14 protein-coding genes and 1 pseudogene are annotated in these 15,926 nt (G+C 67.0%); 8 read left to right on the top strand and 7 right to left on the bottom strand.

Translation table 11 applies throughout. From position 1 onward, the window contains the following. The first annotated feature begins 207 nt into the window (after positions 1 to 207). Together BVC93_RS02915 and BVC93_RS02910 are read left to right on the top strand one after the other, a co-directional pair. A complete protein-coding gene (locus BVC93_RS02915; protein ID WP_083735866.1) occupies positions 208 to 618 on the top strand; it encodes a cytidine deaminase in 411 nt (136 codons plus the stop codon). Beyond that, the gene (locus tag BVC93_RS02910; RefSeq protein WP_083735865.1) at positions 615 to 1,895 is read left to right on the top strand and encodes a thymidine phosphorylase; all 1,281 of its coding nucleotides are present in this window, start codon (positions 615 to 617) and stop codon (positions 1,893 to 1,895) included. Before BVC93_RS02915 ends, BVC93_RS02910 begins: the two co-directional genes overlap by 4 nt. Here the strand turns inward: BVC93_RS02910 and BVC93_RS02905 are convergent. Next, positions 1,892 to 3,358: a GGDEF domain-containing protein gene (locus tag BVC93_RS02905; protein WP_083735864.1), complete on the bottom strand. Its 1,467-nt coding sequence runs from the start codon at positions 3,356 to 3,358 to the stop codon at positions 1,892 to 1,894. The genes BVC93_RS02910 and BVC93_RS02905 overlap by 4 nt on opposite strands. 260 nt (positions 3,359 to 3,618) lie before the next feature. On the opposite strand from BVC93_RS02905, the gene BVC93_RS02900 reads away from it, so the two are divergent. After that, complete coding sequence (locus BVC93_RS02900) at positions 3,619 to 4,704, top strand: adenosine deaminase (RefSeq protein ID WP_083740752.1); 1,086 nt, start codon at positions 3,619 to 3,621, stop codon at positions 4,702 to 4,704. A gap of 84 nt (positions 4,705 to 4,788) precedes the next feature. On the opposite strand, the gene BVC93_RS02895 is transcribed toward BVC93_RS02900, so the two are convergent. Then, the gene (locus BVC93_RS02895; protein WP_083735863.1) at positions 4,789 to 6,066 is read right to left on the bottom strand and encodes a primosomal protein; all 1,278 of its coding nucleotides are present in this window, start codon (positions 6,064 to 6,066) and stop codon (positions 4,789 to 4,791) included. Positions 6,067 to 6,189: 123 nt separating this feature from the next. On the opposite strand from BVC93_RS02895, the gene upp reads away from it, so the two are divergent. Next, positions 6,190 to 6,813 carry a uracil phosphoribosyltransferase gene (gene upp, locus BVC93_RS02890; RefSeq protein WP_083735862.1) on the top strand — a complete coding sequence of 208 codons (624 nt, stop codon included), beginning with the start codon at positions 6,190 to 6,192 and terminating at the stop codon, positions 6,811 to 6,813. Next, entirely contained in the window at positions 6,814 to 7,359 is a 546-nt protein-coding gene (locus tag BVC93_RS02885) for a YdcF family protein (RefSeq protein WP_083735861.1), read from the top strand. 37 nt (positions 7,360 to 7,396) lie between these two features. Here BVC93_RS02885 and BVC93_RS02880 read toward each other — a convergent pair whose 3' ends face one another. From BVC93_RS02880 to BVC93_RS02870, 3 genes are all read right to left on the bottom strand, one after another. Next, positions 7,397 to 8,893 (bottom strand): amino acid permease, encoded by a 1,497-nt coding sequence (locus BVC93_RS02880; protein ID WP_083735860.1) that lies wholly within the window; start codon positions 8,891 to 8,893, stop codon positions 7,397 to 7,399. A 140-nt stretch (positions 8,894 to 9,033) separates the two neighbouring features. After that, positions 9,034 to 10,485, bottom strand: a complete 1,452-nt coding sequence (locus BVC93_RS02875) for a phospho-sugar mutase (protein WP_083740751.1) — start codon at positions 10,483 to 10,485, stop codon at positions 9,034 to 9,036. A gap of 32 nt (positions 10,486 to 10,517) precedes the next feature. Next, a complete protein-coding gene (locus tag BVC93_RS02870; protein WP_083735859.1) occupies positions 10,518 to 10,964 on the bottom strand; it encodes a MarR family transcriptional regulator in 447 nt (148 codons plus the stop codon). 112 nt (positions 10,965 to 11,076) lie between these two features. On the opposite strand from BVC93_RS02870, the pseudogene BVC93_RS02865 reads away from it, so the two are divergent. Beyond that, a pseudogene (locus BVC93_RS02865) lies at positions 11,077 to 12,190 on the top strand (AbrB family transcriptional regulator). Here BVC93_RS02865 and BVC93_RS02860 read toward each other — a convergent pair. Further along, positions 12,136 to 12,978 carry a purine-nucleoside phosphorylase gene (locus BVC93_RS02860; RefSeq protein WP_083735858.1) on the bottom strand — a complete coding sequence of 281 codons (843 nt, stop codon included), beginning with the start codon at positions 12,976 to 12,978 and terminating at the stop codon, positions 12,136 to 12,138. The pseudogene BVC93_RS02865 and the gene BVC93_RS02860 overlap by 55 nt on opposite strands. Before the next feature lie 20 nt (positions 12,979 to 12,998). Here BVC93_RS02860 and BVC93_RS02855 point away from each other — a divergent pair, with 20 nt between their 5' ends. Then, the gene (locus BVC93_RS02855; protein WP_083735857.1) at positions 12,999 to 14,177 is read left to right on the top strand and encodes a M20 family metallopeptidase; all 1,179 of its coding nucleotides are present in this window, start codon (positions 12,999 to 13,001) and stop codon (positions 14,175 to 14,177) included. Beyond that, positions 14,174 to 15,343: a M20 family metallopeptidase gene (locus BVC93_RS02850; protein ID WP_083735856.1), complete on the top strand. Its 1,170-nt coding sequence runs from the start codon at positions 14,174 to 14,176 to the stop codon at positions 15,341 to 15,343. Before BVC93_RS02855 ends, BVC93_RS02850 begins: the two co-directional genes overlap by 4 nt. A 21-nt stretch (positions 15,344 to 15,364) precedes the next feature. Here BVC93_RS02850 and BVC93_RS02845 read toward each other — a convergent pair whose 3' ends face one another. Continuing rightward, on the bottom strand, positions 15,365 to 15,844 hold the full coding sequence (locus BVC93_RS02845) for a gamma-glutamylcyclotransferase (RefSeq protein ID WP_083735855.1): 480 nt from the start codon (positions 15,842 to 15,844) through the stop codon (positions 15,365 to 15,367). Positions 15,845 to 15,926: the final 82 nt, after the last annotated feature.

Genomic DNA, 15,926 nt, shown 5'->3' with positions numbered 1-15,926 from the left:
GCTCATCCCCAGCGTGGCGGTGTTCGATTCCCAATTGTTGCTTCGGGCAACCGTCGGGAGGACTCTAATCCCATTTGAAGTAACCAACTAATTGCCAAAACGATGCCTGGTGTGGTCAGAGGGCTGAAGTTAGGGTGACCTTGCTAAAAAGCCTGGTCAGGACAGGGGTGTGGTGAATGCATTCAGAGACGATTCGGCGGCGGCGTCATGAGAGCTGAGATTGACTGGAAGCTGTTGCAGGACAAGGCAATAGATGCTTCACGGCGCGCTTATGCGCCGTACTCCGGATTTCCGGTGGGTGCGGCCGCCCTAGCCGACGATGGGCGAATTGTCTCGGGATGCAATGTGGAGAATGTCTCATATGGCCTGGGTCTCTGTGCGGAGTGTTCTGTGGTCTGTGCCCTGCATTCATCCGGCGGTGGACGGCTGCTGGCCCTGGCGTGTGTGGCGGCTGACGGCGAACTCCTGATGCCGTGCGGGCGATGCCGGCAGGTGCTCTACGAACATGGGGGAGCGACGATGTTGATCGCCCATCCGGGTGGGCCCAAGCGATTGGACCACCTGCTGCCCGACGCGTTCGGCCCTGACGACCTTGCTCGAGGAGATCAAACACCGTGACCCAGTTCACATTCGATGCGCCGACGGTCATCCGGACCAAGCGTGACGGCGGCCGACTCGGTGACGACGCGATCGACTGGGTCATCGATGCCTACACCCACGGCCGGGTTGGTGACGAGCAGATGGCCGCGCTGCTGATGGCCATCTTCCTGCGCGGCATGGATCGCGACGAGATCGCCCGGTGGACAGCCGCGATGATCAACTCCGGCGAGCGCCTGGACTTCTCCGACCTGGGACTTCGGCTGGTCGACAAACACTCCACCGGCGGAGTGGGAGACAAGCTCACCATCCCGCTGGTACCCGTCGTCGCCGCGTGCGGTGCCGCCGTCCCGCAAGCGGCCGGCCGCGGGCTCGGGCACACCGGCGGCACTCTCGACAAGCTGGAGTCCATTCCCGGCTTCACCGCCGAGATCGGCAAAGCTCAAGTGCGCCAACAGTTGTGCGACGTAGGTGCGGCCATCTTCGCTGCGGGCGACCTGGCACCGGCGGATCGCAAGATCTACGCGCTGCGCGACGTCACCGCCACCACCGAGTCGCTGCCGCTGATCGCCAGCTCGATCATGAGCAAGAAGCTGGCCGAGGGCGCGGACGCCCTGGTGCTCGACGTGAAGGTCGGCTCCGGGGCGTTCCTGAAGAAGGAAGAGGAGTCCTGGGAGCTGGCACGCACCATGGTTGCGCTCGGCCACGCGCACGGAATCCCGACACGAGCCCTGCTCACCGACATGGCGGTGCCGCTGGGCCGTGCCGTCGGCAACGCTGTCGAGGTGGCCGAGTCGCTGGAGGTACTGGCCGGCGGGGGACCTGCGGACGTGGTGGAGCTGACGGTCGCGTTGGCGCGCGAGATGCTCGAGCTCGTCGGCCTGGACGGCCGCGACCCCGCTGACACCCTGTGCGACGGGACGGCGATGGACAGCTTCCGCGCCATCGTCGCCGCGCAGGGCGGTGACGCGACGGCGCCGCTGCCGGTGGCGCACCATCGTGAAACCGTCACGGCGTCGCACGGCGGCACAATGGGGCCCGTCGACGCGTTGGCGGTGGGTATGGCGGTGTGGCGGCTCGGTGCGGGCCGCGCGGCCCCCGGCGAGCAGGTGCAGGCCGGTGCCGGCCTGCTGATGCACCGCCGCCCCGGCGAACCCGTCGCACCCGGTGACCCGGTGTTCACCTTGCTCACCGACACCGCTGAACGGTTCGGGCCGGCCCTGGCCGAACTCGACGGCGCCTGGAGCGTGCAGGACCACGCGCCGAAGACACGTCCCCTCGTCATCGACCGGATCTAGCTGCCGGCCACCTCTACGGCGTTGCGCCCGGCTCTCTTGGCGGCATAGAGCGCCTGGTCTGCACGGTTGAGCAGCACGTCCAGGGAATCGTGGGGCCGTGCAGCGGCAACTCCCACACTGACGGTGACCGCAGGCAGGTCGTCGCGGGTTCGGTGCTGTTCGGAGATGGCGGCGCGAAGGCGGTCGCCGAAGTCCCCGGCGTCGTCGAGACCGCAGCCGGGTAGTACGACGGCGAATTCCTCACCGCCCATTCGGGCCGCGATGTCACCGCGGCGGATCACCGAGTTGCAGGTCTCGGCAACGGCGGTCAGCGTCTGGTCACCAAGAGCGTGACCGTGGTCGTCGTTGATGCGCTTGAAGTGGTCGATGTCGAAGACGACCACTGCCAGCTGACTGTCCAGTCGCGTCGCTGTGTCGAGTTCAGCCTGCAGGTGTTCGACGAAGTGTCGGCGATTGGCCAACGGCACCAGTGTGTCCACCCGGGTCAGGCTGTCCAGGCGTTCGACCAGTTGGCGCCGCTCCTCGAACATGGCGTAGAGCATCAACGAGAACACCGTCGCCGTGGCGATGAAGAAGCTGACATGGGCGAGGCGGTCGGGAACGCTGAGGTGTGCCAGGAATCCGGCTCCGGAGGCACCTGCCCACGTGATGGCGGGGGCGATCAGCACGTTGGCGGTGGTGACGCCGCGTAGCCCGCGCCGGAGTCCGATCCACACCAGCAGTGGGTAGGTGACTCCGAGCATCAGCAGCGGATAGACGGGAAGCACGGTCGCCGCAATGCCCAACAACGTGATGGCCACGGCGCTGACGATCAGATCAGGGCTTGTTGTCCTTCGCCGTGGGATGCCTCGGATCGCCCAGGCGAGGATCAGCGGTGCGATGAGCACCTGGCCCACCGCATTGCCGATCCACCAGTGCAGCCACGCCGACGGAATCTCACCTGCATCGGTGAGGGGTTGCTGGATCCCGTGAATCCAGAACGGCTCCAACAGGTCTGGGATCCGGTCCAAGGGAGCTGCGCCCACGGCCCAGAGCACGCTGACTCCGCCGGTGGCGCTGATGGGCTGCAGAACCAGGAAGACCACTGCGACGAACAGCAGGACATCACGGGGGTGGCCGAACGTCGGTGAGATCCGCCAGCGCGCGAACAGGAAGGCGCCGAGCACACATTCCAGGCTGTTCACCACACCGATCGCCAGACCGCCGATCACCGAGGGCCCAGACCAGATGGACAGCAGCGTCTGACCGAACAGCACTCCCCAGGCGACCCGAGGTCCGAACATGACCGCGAAGGCCAAGGCGATTCCCTCTGGCGCGAAGACAACGCTGGTCACGTTGCTGTGTTCGACCGACACGGTAAAAGTCAGGCGACCGAGCATCAGGTAGAGCAAGGTCAGGACCAAAGCGGCAACGGCCCCGCGTCTCGAGTTCGACCGCGCACGCTCGATCGGCTCGATCCACATCGGCCGATGATAATGCTGGTGGCGTCAATTCTGCATGCTCATGGATTGGGTTCCGCAGCCGATGCCACCTGTCGGTGTCGACGTTCGACTCCGGTTCTCTGATGAATGTCTGGAGAAGATTCCACGTAATTTGCTGTATCTGCAGGTTATCGACATGTTGCGGCGGGGGCGGTGACATGGGTGTATCCCGATTCGGTCTCCCTTCGCCCGAGGCTGCCAATCACGTGGCCGCGGGCCCGATCGTTTTGCAAGATGGAGCGATGACGACTCCGCTGTCCCTGGACAACATCCGCCGTGCTCCCAAGGCGCTGCTGCATGATCACCTCGACGGCGGGCTGCGACCGTCGACAGTGCTGGAGATCGCCTCCGATATCGGCCATGAACTGCCGGCCGACAGCGTCGAGGGACTGGCCACCTTCTTCCGCACGGCCGCCCACTCGGGCTCGTTGGTGCGCTACCTCGAACCCTTCGCCCACACCGTGGCCGTCATGCAGACTCCCGAGGCCCTGCACCGGGTGGCCTTCGAAGCCGTCGAGGATCTGGCCGCCGACTCGGTGGTCTATGCCGAGATCCGGTTCGCCCCCGAACTGCACATCGACAACGGTCTGTCGTTGGATGCCGTCGTCGAGGCGGTGCTGGCCGGTTTCGCAGACGGGGAGAAAGCCGCCGCCGCCGACGGCAAGACCATCACGGTGCGCTGTCTGGTGACCGCGATGCGCCATGCCGCGCGCTCGCGCGAGATCGCCGAGTTGGCCATCCGGTTCCGCGACAAGGGTGTGGTCGGCTTCGACATCGCAGGCGCTGAGGCCGGCTACCCTCCCACCCGTCACCTCGACGCGTTCGAGTACATGCGGAACAACAACGGCCGCTTCACCATTCACGCCGGTGAAGCGTTCGGATTGCCGTCCATCCACGAGGCCATCGCGTTCTGCGGGGCGGATCGGTTGGGCCACGGTGTGCGCATCGTCGACGACATCGAACCGCTGCCCGAAGGCGGCGCCAAGCTGGGCCGCGTTGCGGGCATCGTGCGCGACAAGCGCATCCCGCTGGAGCTGTGCCCCAGCTCGAACGTGCAGACCGGGGCCGTCAAGAGCATCGCCGAGCACCCGTTTGCCGAGCTGGCCCGGTTGCGCTTCCGGGTGACGGTCAACACCGACAACCGGTTGATGAGCGACACCACGATGAGTCAGGAGATGCTGCGGTTGGTCGAAGCCTTCGGCTACGGCTGGAGTGATCTCGAGCGGTTCACCATCAACGCGATGAAGTCGGCGTTCATCCCGTTCAACCAGCGCCTCGCCATCATCGACGAGATCATCAAGCCGAGGTACGCCGTCCTGGTCGGGTGAGGGGGTTGTCGAGTCGCACGGCCGCCGTCATCCGTGCGATTTCGGCGTGATTCCAACCGCTCAGCGACCGGAATCACGCCCAAATCACTCGCGGCGCAGGCGGGAATCCAGGAAACGTTCCAGCCGCTCGAAGCCCTCGACGGCCTTGGCGTACGGCGCGGCGGGCCTCTCCGCGGTGTCGGGATCCTCGACGTAGGCCACGAACAGACCCAGCGGTGAGTCAGCCGCCAGCGTCTTGTCCACGGTGTCGTCCTCGGAGTAATCGCCGACGTCCTGCAACAGCTCGACGGCCAGCATCAGCTGGTCGCGGTCGATGGTGTCGGGACCTTCGGCGATCTCCTCGGACAGCCCGGTCAGCACGTAGACGTTCTCGTCGGTGACGTCGACATCCAGCGAGCCGTCCACGGCGGCCGTGCGGATGTCGTCGTAGGTGCTCAGGTCCGACAGGTCGTGATCGTGCTCGTCGGCCAGATAGCGAGCCAGGGCGCGCTCGGAGCTGAACACGCTGATGCGGCCGTTGCGGCCCAGGAACAACGGGCGGTCGTCGAAGTAGCAGCGCAGCGTGTAGAACGTGCCGGAGCTGGTCATCATCTGCACCGGGTCGATGCCCACGTTGGCCCAGAAATCGACGTCCCCACCCGAGACTGCAGCGCCTTCGGCCGCGGCGGCCAGCACCTCGTCCGCGGGATCCAGATCGTCGTCGTCGGCCAGCTCCTCGTCGGCGGAATCCTCGACCAGAAGTTCCTCTTCGGGCTCCTCGGGCGCCGGTTCGGCGAGCTCCGCGGTGGCCTTGGCCACCAGCTTCTCATCGACGTCGGGGGTGGTGATGATGTCGTCGATGGCGGCGATGATGCCGTCCCAGTTGCGCCCGACGATCGCGGCGATGTTGTTCCACCGCTTGAGGCCCGCCTTGCCGGTGAACTCGTCGAGACCGCCGTTGACGCTGCTCAGCGTCGGGTTGCCGTTGAAGAACTTGGTGACGGCGGGCAGCTCGCACACCGACCCGATGGACGACACGATGGCCAGCGTGCGGGCCAGCGTGGCCACCGACTCCTCGGTGGGCTTGTCTGCCAGCAGTTCCTCGACGGCGATGAGGTCGAACTGACGGTTCTCGGGAGGATCGAACTTGTGGGCGTTGGCCTCGACCAGCTGCGGCCATGCCGGGTGGTCGGACAGGTCGTTGGGGGCGCCGCCACGCACGAAAGCGGCCAGCTCGGCCGCACCGGGAAGGCCGTAGAGGTCCTCGTCGTCTCCGAGCAGGGCCTCCCATTCGTCGCCGGCGTCACGCCAGCGCGGCGCCCACACGGTGTAGAAATCGCCCGCGGTCAAAGTGAGTCGGATCGGCACAAGCTCAGCAGCCATGCGGCACAGGATAACGACGTGCCCTGAACGCTTTGCCATGAGCGTGCGCAAACCACGAAAACAAACGTGGCGTTTTGCCCGCGAACGCGCACGCTCGGCCTGAGCTGTCTAGGGTTGCGGCCTATGGATGTGCGGGTTGTCGATCACCCTCTGGCTGCTGCCCGGTTGACCACGTTGCGGGACGAGCGCACCGACAACGCCGGGTTTCGGGCGGCGTTGCGCGACCTCACGCTGATGCTGGTGTACGAGGCCACCAGAGAGGCGCCGCGGACGGCCATCAACGTGCGCACGCCGTTGATGGACACCACCGGCCACCGACTGGCATCGCCACCGCTGCTGGTCCCGGTGCTGCGTGCCGGCCTGGGCATGGTGGATCAGGCACATGCGCTGATCCCGGAGGCCAAGGTCGGCTTCATCGGTGTCGCGCGCAACGAGGAGACCCACCAGCCCACGCCCTATTTGGAGTCGTTGCCCGACGACCTCAGCGAGCAGCCGGTCTTCGTCCTGGACCCGATGCTGGCCACCGGCGGGTCGATGGTGCACGCGCTGGGGTTGCTGCAAGATCGGGGGGCGTCTGACATCACGCTTCTCTGCGTGGTGGTGGCTCCGGAGGGGGTGGCCGCGGTCGAGTCGGCGGCGCCAGGCGTCAGGCTGTTCACCGCCACCGTCGACGAGGGTCTCAACGACGTGGCCTACATAGTCCCGGGTCTCGGCGATGCCGGTGATCGCCAGTTCGGTCCGCGCTGAGTGCGCCGACTCCTGATCTGGACGACGGCCACGGCGCTGGTGGTCGCGACGGTGGCCGGTGTGGTCGGCTACGTCTTGTTCACCCGCCCACACGGGGACGTGTTGGGCAAGGCCGACGCCATCGTGGTACTCGGCGGTGATCAGGACGGCCGCATCGACTACGGCCTGCAACTGGCGCGGCAGGGATATGCCGACACCGTGGTGATCGCCGACTCCTACCCTGCGGACTACCCGGTGATCCGGCGCGCCTGCGCATCGAGCACCGCCCGCATCGAGGTGGTGTGCTTCGTCCCCGATCCGTGGAGCACTCTGGGAGAGGCCATGTTCGCTTCCCGTATGGCCCGCGAACGGGGGTGGCAGCACCTGATCGTGGTGTCCTGGAACTTCCACATGGTGCGGGCGCGCTACATCTTCGAGAAGTGCTTCGACGGAGAGTTGACCATGCGACCGACACCGCGTGACTACGACTACGACATCTTCTACTGGGGCTACGTGTACGCCTATCAGTATGCCGCCTTGCTCAAGGCGGCCACACTGCCGTGCTGACGGGCCGGCCACCCCGCAGGTGGCCGGCCCCAGAACGTCAGTCGCGCTTGCCGTCCTCGTGGCGGAACTCGTCCATCATCGGGGTGTCCGCCACCACCGGATACTCGCCGGTGATGCCGACGCGGGCCGCCGCTACCGCCATCACCTTGGTGCGCACCGCGTACCAGCCGGCGATCAGCGCAGGCACCATGACCGCCAAAGCGATGGCGTTCCAATAGTTCTCGTAGCACATCAGCAGGGTCACCGCCGCCAGGAAGATCAGCGTGGCGTAGCTGGTGTACGGCGAGAGCGGAAGCCGGAACGACGGGCGGGTCAGGATGCCCTTCTTCTCCCAGCGGTGCAGCTGGATCTGGCAGAGCACGATCATGCCCCATGTCGAGATGATGCCCAGGGCCGACAGATCGAGCGCGATGTTGAACGCCTCCGACGGCACCACCAGATTGAGGCCGACACCCAGCAACGTGATCAGACCCGTCAGCGCGATGCCGCCGAAGGGGACCCCGTTCTTGTTCATCTTCCCGGTGAACTCGGGTGCGCTGCCGTTGAGTGCCAGTGACCGCAGGATGCGACCGGTGGAGTACAACCCGGCGTTGAGGCTGGACAGGGCGGCGGTGAACACCACCAGGTTCATCATGCCGCCGGCCGCGGGCACACCGATACTGGAGAAGAACGTCACGAACGGGCTCTCGCCCGATTTGTAGGCGGTGTAAGGCAGCAGCAGGGCCAGCAGGATCAGCGAGCCCACGTAGAACACCGCGATCCGGACGATGACGGAGTTGATGGCGCGCGGCATGATCTTGGCCGGGTTTTCGGTCTCGCCTGCGGCGGTGCCGACGAGTTCGACTGCGGCGTAGGCGAAGATGACGCCCGAGGTGACGATCACCAGTGCAAAGAGCCCCTCCGGGAAGAGCCCGCCGTTGTCAGTCAGGATGCTGAATCCGGTTGGCTCGCCCCGCACTTCGAAGCGTCCGGCCAGGAAGACAGTGCCGACGATCAGGAAGAGCACCAGCGCGGCGACCTTGATGAGGGCGGCCCAGAACTCCATCTCGCCGAACACCTTGACCGAGATGACGTTCATGGCCATCACGACGGCCAGGGCCACCAGCGCGATCACCCACTGGGGGATGGCCTGGAACATCCCCCAGTAGTGGGTGTAGAGGGCGATGGCGGTGACGTCCACGATGGCGGTCATGGCCCAGTTGAAGAAGTACAGCCAGCCGGTGACGTAAGCCGTTTTCTCCCCGAAGAACTCGCGGGCGTAGGAGACGAACGCGCCGGAGGACGGGCGGTGCAGCACCAGTTCGCCGAGTGCGCGCAGGATGAAGAAGACGAAAACACCGCAGAATGCGTACACCAGGAACAGGCCCGGGCCGGCGCTGTTGAGGCGGCTGCCCGCTCCCATGAACAAGCCGGTGCCGATCGCGCCGCCGATGGCGATCATCTGGATCTGGCGGGGTTTGAGGCCCTTGTGATAACCCTCTTCCTCGTGACTGAGGGCCGAGTTGTCATACGCGGTGTCAGGCGTGCTGCTCATGGTTCACCTCGGGATGTCGGGTTCGGTCGCACACCGGTGTGCGAGGGGTCACGCGGAGTTCCCCCGAACGTAACTGGGGGAGTTGCCCAAACTGTGTGAACGCCGGTAAACCCTGGGTAATGCGTTGTTACCTGAACCTGTCACATTCCTGTGAGTAGGGCCGAGACCTCGGTGGTGAGAGCCGCGAGCAGGGTGGCAGCTTGTGCTTGGGCTGCCGGTAGGTCCTGACGCGGGGCCAGGGCCACTTCCAGGTATCCCTTGATCTTGGGTTCGGTGCCGGACGGCCGGATGGCGACGCGCACCGATTCGCCGCGCAAGATCAGGGCGTCGGTGCGCTGCGCGCCACGGCGGTCCTGCAGATCGTCGACGGAGACGTCGATTCCGGCCAACTGCGACGGTGGTCTGGTGCGCAGCCGGGTCATCACCGCGGCGGCGTCGGTCACCCGTTCGGTGGCGGCCGCGGTCTGATGTACCCCGTGCTGGCGAGCCAGGTCATCCAGTGCGCCGATCACGGTGCGGCCGTTCATTTTCAGCGTCGAGACCAGATCGCAGGCCAACACCGCCGCACTCACGCCGTCCTTGTCACGTACCGCGGACGGGTCCACACAATGACCGATGGCTTCCTCGTAAGCGTAGACAAGGGACTCTTCTGCCGCCCGCGCCAGCCATTTGAACCCCGTCAGCGTTTCCACGTGCCGGGCCCCGTGCGCTGCGGCGATGCAGCCGAGCATGCGCGAGGACACCACGGTGCTGGCCACGGTCGGCACTTCGGACGCCGGGGTCTGGGTTGTCGAGAGGATGTAATCGCCCAGCAGCCAACCTGTCTCGTCACCGGAGAGCATCCGCCAGCCCGACTCGGTGGGGATCCCCACGGCGCAGCGGTCGGCGTCGGGATCCAGGGCGATCGCGATATCGGCGTCGACGTCGGCCGCCAGCGCCAACACCGCATCCGTTGCTCCCGGCTCCTCCGGGTTGGGGAAGGCCACCGTCGGGAAGTCGGGATCCGGCCAGAACTGGGATGCCACGGTGTGGACGTCGGTGATTCCGGCGCGACGTAACACCTCCAGGGCCACCGTGCCGCCGACCCCGTGCATCGGTGTCAACGCCGCTCGCACCGGCTCGGCGGTTCTGCGGACCCCGGCGGCCCGGTCCATGTAGAGCTCGACAAGTCCGGTGTCGCTGGGCTGCACAATCTCTCGTGGAATCAGCTGTGGTGCCCGCCGCATTGCGGCTTCGATCTCGCGGTCGATGGGAGAGATGATCTGCACGCCGCCGTCGAAGTAGACCTTGTATCCGTTGTCGGCGGCGGGATTGTGGGACGCGGTGATCTGTACGCCCGCGGCCGCGCGCAGGCGACGGACGGCGAACGCCACCACCGGGGTGGGTAGCGCATCGGGTAGTAGCACCACATCGAAGCCGGCTGCGGCAAACACCTCGGCGGTGGCCAAGGCGAAATCGTCGGAGTTGTGCCGGGCGTCGCGGCCCACCACCACGGTGGAGCCGCCCAGGCACCGCTCGCGCAGAACGCGGGCCACCGCCCAGGTCGCGCGTTCGACGGTATCGACGTTCATCCCGTCGGGCCCGCCGCGCATGGGGCCGCGCAGTCCCGCGGTGCCGAAGGTGATCACAACGCCGATTGTGCCGCCTCCCCGTCGGCGAGCTTGCGCAACACCGGCGCCACGATCATCAACAGGTTGTACTCCAGGTCGGTGAGTGCGTCGCGCATCACGGCGTCGAGCCACTGGTCGCGCTCGGCACGGTCCTCGGCGAGCAGGCGTTCGCCTTCGGCGGTGATCTCGATGAGTTGGCGACGGCGGTCATCGGGATCGGGTCTGCGGGAGACCAGCGCGCGCGCATCGAGTCCGTTGAAGCTGTCGGTCAGGGACTGCACCCGTACCTGGAGGCGGCTGGCGATCTCCGCGGGGGTGGTGACGCCGGCCCGGCTGGTATCGCCGAGGATCTGCATCTGAGTCAGCGTCAGCCCGTTGTCCATGCGGTGACGGCGCATCTGCCTGGCCAGGGCCATGACGGATTCGCGCAGTTCGGTTGCTGAGGCTCGATCTCGGTGCATTACCAAGTTATACCTTGGTATTAGTCCGGCGAGAAGTGGAACACACTGGGTTGATTCAGAGTGAAAACAAAGGGCATACTTGTCAATAGAGATCGAGGGAGGGCTGAGGCTGATGGTGAAGACGGTGGCACGCTGGGTACTGCTGACCGCGGTCACCGTCGCTGCCACCATCGGACTGACCCTGCTCGGGGTGCCCTCGGCCGCACTGTTCGCCGCGCTGGTGGTGGGTATAGCGCTGGCACTGATGTCGTTGGCGCCCGCAGGGGTGCCCCGGCGCGCCGGCCAGGCGGCCCAAGCCGTTCTCGGCGTCTACATCGGCACCATGGTGCAGGACGATTCACTCGCGGCGCTGGGGCCACACTGGCCCATCGTGGTCACCGTCGTGGTGGCCACCCTGGCTATCAGCGTCCTGGCCGGCGCGCTCATGGGGCTGCGCCGCGACATCACACCGCTGACGGGTGCGCTGGCTCTGGTGGCGGGGGGAGCGTCCGGGCTGGTGGCCATCGCCCGCGAACTCGGCGGCGACGATCGGGTGGTGGCGGTGGTCCAGTACCTGCGCGTGGGCCTGGTGACTGCCTCGATGCCGGTGATCGTGCTGTTCGTCTTCCATCCCGATCGTTCTCACCCGACCCAGGTCACCGAGAGTGCCTCGGCCCCTTGGTATGTCAGCGTGGGGTTGATCGTGGTGATCTCGGTGGTGGGGGTGGTGCTCGGCAAACTGGTGCGGCTCCCCGGCGCCGGACTGCTGGGGCCGATGGCGATCACCGTGGTGCTGGAGGTGACCGGGCACTCCTTCGGTCTGGCGGTTCCCACGGCGCTGGGTGCAGATCGGCTACGTCCTGATCGGCTGGCAGGCGGGCGTCGCCTTCACCCGCGAGTCGCTCAAAGCGGTGGGCCGGGCGATGCCGCTGGCGCTGGGGCTGATCGCGGCGCTGACCGTCGCCACCGCGGGCCTGGGCCTGCTGCTGTCCCACGTCAGCGGCGTGACACCGCTGGAGGGATACCTGGCCACCAGCCCGGGCGGTGTGTACGCGGTGCTGGCCACGGCCGTGGAGACCGGCTCCGATGTCACCTTCATCGTCGCCGCCCAGGTGCTGCGCATCCTGGTGATGCTCTTCGCCGCGCCGTGGATGGCCCGCGGGCTGGTCAAACTGACCGCGCGGTTCGGCGCTCAGAGACGAGAGATCACCGAGGACAAGAGAGAGCCCATCGCGGTCGCGGACTGACGGCCGGCGTCCAGCACCTCGGCGTGGCTCAGCGGCTCGCCGGTCATCCCGGCGGCCAGGTTGGTCACCAGCGAAATGCCCAGCACCCGTGCGCCCGCCGCTCGAGCGGCAATGGTCTCGTGCACCGTCGACATCCCCACCAGATCGGCACCCAGGGTGCGCAGCATCCGGATCTCCGCGGGTGTCTCGTAGTGCGGGCCGGGCAGCCCGGCGTACACGCCCTCGGCCAACGTCGGATCGATCTCGCGGGCCAATTCGCGCAGCACCGGGGAGTACGCGTCCACCAGGTCCACGAACTCCGCGCCGACCAGAGGTGAGCGTGCCGTCAGGTTGAGATGATCGCTGATCAGCACGGGCTGGCCCACACTGAAATCGCTGCGCAGTCCGCCTGCGGCGTTGGTCAGCACCACGGTCTGCGCGCCGGCCGCGCACGCCGCCCGCACGGGATGCACCACGTCGGCCAGGTCGTGGCCCTCGTAGGCGTGGATCCGGCCCACCAGAGCCAGCACGCGGTGGTGTCCCAGCGGGATCGACAGCACCCGCCCGCCGTGCCCGGCCGCCGTCGGTGTCGTGAAGCCGGGCAGCTCGGACATGGGGATCACCGCGGTCGGCTCGCCCAGCACCTCGACCGCGGGCGCCCACCCGGACCCCAGCACCACGGCCACATCGTGGCGTTCGACGCCGGTGCGCTCGACGATGGCGGTTGCTGCGGTCAAGGCTGCTTCGGCGGGGGAGTTCACGAACGGTGAGCGTAACGGCCCTCGGTGGCCGGGACAGGTCACACCCATGCCAGTGGGATACTGCTGGGATGCCCGATGTCCCCGCGTCCTCGACCGTCGAGGACGTCATCCGTCGCCGCCGCGACGACCTGGTGGCGTTGTCGCATGCCATCCACGCCGAGCCAGAACTGGCCTTCGAGGAGTACCGTAGCTGTGCCAAGGTCCAATCCTTGGTCGCCGAGCGGGGATTCGCGATCACCGAGAAGGTCGGCGGCATCGACACCGCGTTCCGCGCGTCCTTCGGCAGCGGGCCGCTGGTCATCGGGGTGTGTGCCGAATACGACGCACTGCCGGAGATCGGGCACGCCTGCGGGCACAACATCATCGCCGCCTCGGCGGTGGGCACCGCGCTGGCGCTGGCCGATGTCGCCGACGACCTTGGCCTGACGGTGGTCCTGGTGGGCACCCCCGCCGAGGAAGCCGGCGGCGGCAAAGTGCTGATGCTCTCTCGTGGGGTCTTCGACGACATCACCGCCACCGTGATGCTGCACCCCGGTCCCATCGACATCGCCGCTGCCCGCTCGTTGGCATTGTCGGAGGTGTGGGTGACCTACCGCGGCCGTGAATCTCATGCCGCGGTGGCGCCCTACTTGGGGGTCAACGCCGCCGACGCGGTGACCGTGACCCAGGTGGCCATCGGCCTGCTGCGCCAGCAGCTGCTGCCGGGACAGATGATGCACGGCATCGTCACCGAAGCCGGCCTGGTCCCCAACGTGATTCCGGCACGGGCACAGCTGCGCTACACCATGCGCGCCGTCGAGACCTCGGCGCTGCAGAACCTCGAAGAACGGATGGCCGGCTGCTTCCAGGCCGGTGCCGTCGCGACCGGATGCGAGTACGACGTGGACGAAGCCTCCCCGATGTATCAGGAGCTGACGCCCGACAGCTTCCTGGCCGAGACGTTCCGGGCGGAATTGTTGCGGATGGGCCGGACCCCTCTGCCCGCGGAGATGGAGGCCTCGCTGCCGCTGGGCAGCACCGACATGGGCAATGTCACCAAGGTGATGCCCGGTATCCACCCGGTGGTCGGCGTCGACGCCGGCGGGGCGAACGTGCACCAGCCGGGGTTCGCGGCAGCCGCGGCCAGCCCCAGCGGTGACACCGCGGTGGTCGAGGGCGCCATCATGCTGGCCAGGACTGTCGTCGCGCTGGCGGAGTCGCCGACCGAGCGGGACCGGGTGTTGGAATTGCAGGAGCAACGCGCATGACGATCACCGATTTCACCGAGTCCTGGCTGGCGTCCAACTACGACGACCTGGTGAGCTGGCGCAGACACATCCACCGTCACCCCGAACTGGGTCGACAGGAGTTCGCCACCACCCAGTTTGTCGCCGAACGGCTTGCCGACGCCGGACTCAATCCCAAAGTGCTGCCCGGCGGTACGGGTCTGACCTGCGATATCGGACCTGAACACCGGCCGCGGATCGCGCTGCGCGCCGATATGGACGCACTGCCGATGGCCGAGCGCACCAACCTCTCCTTTTCCTCCGAGGTGCCTGGGGTGGCACACGCCTGCGGGCACGACGCCCACACCGCGGTCCTGCTGGGTACGGCGCTGGCGCTGAACTCGGTGCCGGACCTGCCGGTGTCGGTGCGGCTGGTGTTCCAGGCGGCCGAGGAACTGATGCCCGGCGGCGCCATCGACGCCATCAATGCAGGTGTGTTGACAGGAGTGTCGCGCATCTTCGCCCTGCACTGCGACCCCCGGTTGGCGGTCGGGCGGGTAGCCACCATCCCCGGGCCCATCACGTCGGCGGCTGATTCGCTGGAGATCACCTTGCATTCGCCGGGCGGGCACACGTCGCGCCCGCACCTGACCAGTGATCTGGTCTACGGCCTCGGGACACTGATCACCGGTGTGCCCGGCATCCTGTCGCGGCGGGTCGACCCCCGGCACAGCACGGTGATGGTGTGGGGCGCCGTCAACGCCGGTGTGGCCGCGAATGCCATTCCGCAGTTGGGCACGCTGGCCGGTACGGTGCGCACCGCCAGCCGAGAAACCTGGCTGGAGCTGGAAGGCCTTGTCAGCGAAGCGGTTTCGTCTCTGATGGCACCGCTGGGCATCGCGCATTCGCTGAAGTACAACCGGGGTGTGCCGCCGGTGGTCAACGAAGAGATCTCCACCCGGATCATGACACACGCCATCGAGGCCATCGGCCCGGACGTACTGGCCGACACCCATCAGTCCGGCGGCGGTGAGGATTTCTCCTGGTACCTCGAAGAGGTACCCGGCGCCATGGCACGGCTGGGGGTGTGGAGCGGGGTGGGACCACAGCTGGATCTGCACCAGCCCACATTCGACCTCGACGAGCGTGCGTTGGGAGTCGGCGTGCGGGTGATGGTGAACCTGGTGGAGCAGAGCGCCGCGTTCTAGCTCGGCCGCCGGACGGGCGGTTCAGGTGCTGGTGCCCGGCCCGATGTTGCGGGCCGGACGGGTGCGCAGATCATGGACGTAGTCCGCCGGTGCGCCGGCGATCTCCGCGGCGTCGGCCATCACACCCAGGTACCGCGCGGACGGCATCCCGCCCTCCCAGGCGTCCAGGACGTACAGCCATGCCAGTACGGGATCGGTTGTGGTGTCCGAGGTTTCGCGGTGCACCCGGCAGCGGATCTTCTTGTGCACACCGAAGTCGGAACCCTCCCAGCGATCCAGGTTGATCTCGTCGTCCGGCGTCATGTCGTAGAGCACCACGAAGACCTTCGACAGCGGGTCCTCCACGAGGGTGGCCAGTGCACCTTCCCAGCCGATGTCCTCACCGCCGAAGGTCAGCCGCCAGCCGTGCAACCACCCGGTGCCTGCCATCGGTGAATGTGGCGCGCGCTCCTGCATCTGCTCGGGATGCATGTTCGACCCGTAGGCGGCGTAGATCGGCACCCGATGAGCTTAGTCAACAAGCAGGGGCCGGCCCATACCTGCGCCTGTTCTTCGCCGTACGCGCCGATGGCCTAGGTTTGAA

Source organism: Mycobacterium sp. MS1601 (genome assembly GCF_001984215.1).
Classification (GTDB): Bacteria; Actinomycetota; Actinomycetes; order Mycobacteriales; family Mycobacteriaceae; genus Mycobacterium.
Note: the sequence above shows the minus strand (reverse complement) of the source record. Positions and strands in the feature narration are given on the sequence as shown.

Bases quoted from the DNA above. Each gene is read 5' to 3' on its own strand.
- BVC93_RS02915 (WP_083735866.1), top strand. From the start codon at position 208: ATGAGAGCTGAGATTGACTGGAAGCTGTTGCAGGACAAGGCAATAGAT.
- BVC93_RS02905 (WP_083735864.1), bottom strand. From the start codon at position 3,358: ATGTGGATCGAGCCGATCGAGCGTGCGCGGTCGAACTCGAGACGCGGG.
- BVC93_RS02900 (WP_083740752.1), top strand. From the start codon at position 3,619: ATGACGACTCCGCTGTCCCTGGACAACATCCGCCGTGCTCCCAAGGCG.
- BVC93_RS02895 (WP_083735863.1), bottom strand. From the start codon at position 6,066: ATGGCTGCTGAGCTTGTGCCGATCCGACTCACTTTGACCGCGGGCGAT.
- upp (WP_083735862.1), top strand. From the start codon at position 6,190: ATGGATGTGCGGGTTGTCGATCACCCTCTGGCTGCTGCCCGGTTGACC.
- BVC93_RS02880 (WP_083735860.1), bottom strand. From the start codon at position 8,893: ATGAGCAGCACGCCTGACACCGCGTATGACAACTCGGCCCTCAGTCAC.
- BVC93_RS02875 (WP_083740751.1), bottom strand. From the start codon at position 10,485: ATGCGCGGCGGGCCCGACGGGATGAACGTCGATACCGTCGAACGCGCG.
- BVC93_RS02870 (WP_083735859.1), bottom strand. From the start codon at position 10,964: ATGCACCGAGATCGAGCCTCAGCAACCGAACTGCGCGAATCCGTCATG.
- BVC93_RS02860 (WP_083735858.1), bottom strand. From the start codon at position 12,978: ATGGGTGTGACCTGTCCCGGCCACCGAGGGCCGTTACGCTCACCGTTC.
- BVC93_RS02855 (WP_083735857.1), top strand. From the start codon at position 12,999: ATGCCCGATGTCCCCGCGTCCTCGACCGTCGAGGACGTCATCCGTCGC.
- BVC93_RS02850 (WP_083735856.1), top strand. From the start codon at position 14,174: ATGACGATCACCGATTTCACCGAGTCCTGGCTGGCGTCCAACTACGAC.